The organism is Pigmentiphaga sp. (assembly GCF_019689535.1).
GTDB lineage: Bacteria > Pseudomonadota > Gammaproteobacteria > Burkholderiales > Burkholderiaceae_B > Pigmentiphaga.
Window position 1 is genome coordinate 1 of record NZ_JADGHH010000305.1, and the last position, 2,857, is coordinate 2,857.

A 2,857-nucleotide genomic window follows, 5' to 3' on the forward strand; every position below is an offset into this window, starting at 1 on the left:
GGCTTCGAGGGTGGCTTGTTCGACTGCTGCGTTCATGACTGCTCCTTGCATACGCGACGGCTGGTGGCCTGGCACCGCGTATGCGCCGATTGACTGTAGATCTTGGGTTAATAGGTAATTCAACCGCCGTTGGCGCTCGATTTCAACCCTGGCGGTGACAGGGATACTCGCGGGCGGAGCCGGCAGGCTCTAGGGGTTAGATGGCGGTAATCCGCAAACGTTCAAGGCCTCGGCCTGCACGTCATGCCGGCAATTTGACCGTGCTTTGCGAGCGTACCACGCCGCCCTCGACCACGCGCACCGTGACGCTGCGCACCTCGAAGCCGTCGGGCACTTCGAGCGTCCCTTCGGCCCTCTGGTACTGGCGGAACCGCAGCGCGAGAGGATCCGGCCTGGGAGACGCGGCCTCGCCCGCCTCCCCGTCGTCCGTCATCACGAAGGGCCGCAGGTCCATGGTCGTCTCCACGCCGCCACGCGTGCCCGATGCGGAGAACTGCAACCGCCCCTTGAATTCGCCGGACGGCCTGCCCGCGCGCATCAACAAGACGCGGTAACGCAATCCGTCGCCTTGGCGTTCGAGCTCGGCCGACCGGATACTGACTTGGGCTTGGCGGGGGTCCATGGGGATGAGCTGGTCGAAAAAGGCCAGGTCATTGCGCAAGTCCCCCATTTCCTTGTGCGCCGCCCTCAAATCGGCCGCCAGTTGGTCCTTGGCCGCCCGCTCAATCGCCAGGCGGCTCTCCGCTGCGGCCAAGCTGCCCTGCAGGCGCTCGTTGTCCGCGATCAGCCGCTGGTTCTCCGCACGCAGTTGGGCCACCTCCGACGCCGACACTGGCGGGGCGCCGCCGATGAATCGCCGGGCCGACTCGTACAGGCCGGTACCCAACGCCGCGCCGAGGGCGAGGAGCAACAACAATCCCGCCAGGCGCCCCGGCGAGCCGCGGGCCAGCCGCGTCACATCGGAGGTCGTGTCGCGCCGCAGCCGACGCGGCACGAGGGCGGGAAAAATTGGCCGGCGCTTCATCAAGGCAGCACGGCGACATGCCCGAGGCCCGCATCCTCGGGCAACCCGAACATGATGTTCATGTTCTGCACGGCCTGGCCGGACGCCCCCTTGACCAAGTTGTCCTGCGCCACGAGGATGACGAGCTGGTCGCCGTTGCCAGGCCGGTGCACGGCGATGCGGATCATGTTGGAGGCCCGCACGGAGCGGGTTTCCGGGGTGCTGCCGGCAGGCATGACGTCGACGAAGGGCTCATTGGCGTAGCGCTCTTCGTACAGTTTCTGGAAGTCGACCTCTCGCGCCTTGGGGTCGATGCGGGCGTAGAGCGTCGAATGCATGCCGCGCACCATGGGCGTGAGGTGCGGCACGAAGGTCAGGCCCACGGGCCCGCCATGCAGCGCCTGCAGGTGCTCCACGATCTCCGGATGATGCCGGTGGCCCGACACGCCGTACGCCTTGAAATTGTCGCTCGCTTCCGAAAACAGGATGTGCAGCTCCGCCTTGCGGCCCGCGCCCGTGACGCCGGACTTGCAATCGGCAATCAGCGTGCTGGCGTCAATGAGCGGCGACGACGAGCCGGCCTTGCCTTCGAGCAGGGGCGCCAGTCCGAGAAGCACGGTGGTGGGATAGCACCCGGGGTTGCCGACCACGCGTGCGCCGCGGATCTTCTCGCGGTTGAGCTCGGGCAGGCCGTACACCGACTCGCGCAGCACGTCCGGGCAAGCATGCGGCATGCGATACCACTTCTCGAACGCAGCGGTGTCCTGAAGGCGAAAATCCGCTGCCAGGTCGATGATCTTGGCGCCCGCGGCGAGCAACTCTCGAGCCTGCGCCATGGCCACGCCGTGGGGCGTGGCGAAGAACACCACGTCGCAGTCCGCGAGCGGCGCCTTGTCCGGCGACGAAAACGCCAAATCCACCTTGCCGCGGAGGTTAGAGAACATGTCGGCCACGGGCATGCCGTCTTCCTTGCGGGAGGTGATGGCGACCAGCTCCGCGTTCGGATGCTGCGACAGGAGGCGCAGGAGTTCCACGCCCGTATAGCCCGTGCCGCCGACGATGCCTATCTTGATCTTGGCGGAACCCGCCTCTGTCTTGCTCATCAGAATCTCCTCCCTGGTGCGGTGCGTATCGACCGGTAGGCGGTGACACGCGCCGCTTCCGGCCGCCCGGCCAGGGAAAAATTGTCCGTTCGAAAATATAACCCGTTGATGTTACCCCCGCTCGGCGCCGCCGGTCAGGCGAACTCCGACCGAAAATGGAAAGCGGGGACGAAAAAAAGGCCGCATCGCTGCGGCCTTTTTTGCCCTTCCCCGGGGCAACCGGGGACGAGGAAGATCGAAGCCGATCAGCGCTTGCTGAACTGCTTGCGACGACGCGCCTTGTGCAGACCGACCTTCTTGCGTTCGACTTCGCGGGCATCGCGGGTGACGAAGCCAGCTTGCGACAGTGCGGGCTTGAGCGTCGGATCATAGTCGATCAACGCGCGGGTAATGCCATGGCGCACGGCGCCGGCTTGTCCGTTCACACCGCCGCCGTGGACGTTGATGTGAAAGTCGAAGGACTCCAGATGGCCGGTCAGTTCCAGCGGCTGGCGAACGATCATGCGACCCGTTTCGCGCGCGAAGTACTCGTCCACGGGCTTGCCGTTGACGATGATCTTGCCCGAGCCTTTTTTCAGGAACACACGGGCCACCGAAGTCTTGCGGCGGCCGGTTCCGTAATTCCAGTTACCGATCATGCGCGGCTCCTCAGATTTCCAGCAGCTTGGGCTGCTGAGCGGTGTGGGGATGTTCCGGTCCCGCATACACCTTCAGCTTCTTGATCATGGCGTAGCCCAGCGGACCCTTGGGC

3 protein-coding genes and 1 pseudogene are annotated in these 2,857 nt (G+C 65.4%); all 4 read right to left on the reverse strand.

Annotated elements, in window-relative coordinates:
- Positions 1–241: 241 nt before the first annotated feature.
- A complete protein-coding gene (locus IRZ12_RS17035; protein ID WP_296471124.1) occupies positions 242–1,024 on the reverse strand; it encodes a DUF6776 family protein in 783 nt (260 codons plus the stop codon).
- Positions 1,024–2,106 (reverse strand): N-acetyl-gamma-glutamyl-phosphate reductase, encoded by a 1,083-nt coding sequence (gene argC / locus IRZ12_RS17040; RefSeq protein WP_296471127.1) that lies wholly within the window; start codon positions 2,104–2,106, stop codon positions 1,024–1,026. The genes IRZ12_RS17035 and argC overlap by 1 nt, the downstream gene beginning before the upstream one ends.
- Positions 2,107–2,351: 245 nt before the next feature.
- Positions 2,352–2,744, reverse strand: coding sequence for a 30S ribosomal protein S9 (gene rpsI, locus IRZ12_RS17045; protein ID WP_296471129.1), 393 nt, complete (start codon positions 2,742–2,744; stop codon positions 2,352–2,354).
- Between the two features lie 10 nt (positions 2,745–2,754).
- Positions 2,755–2,857: pseudogene (locus IRZ12_RS17050) on the reverse strand (50S ribosomal protein L13); the annotation flags it as partial.

Bases quoted from the DNA above. Each gene is read 5' to 3' on its own strand.
- IRZ12_RS17035 (WP_296471124.1), bottom strand. From the start codon at position 1,024: ATGAAGCGCCGGCCAATTTTTCCCGCCCTCGTGCCGCGTCGGCTGCGG.
- rpsI (WP_296471129.1), bottom strand. From the start codon at position 2,744: ATGATCGGTAACTGGAATTACGGAACCGGCCGCCGCAAGACTTCGGTG.
- argC (WP_296471127.1), bottom strand. From the start codon at position 2,106: ATGAGCAAGACAGAGGCGGGTTCCGCCAAGATCAAGATAGGCATCGTC.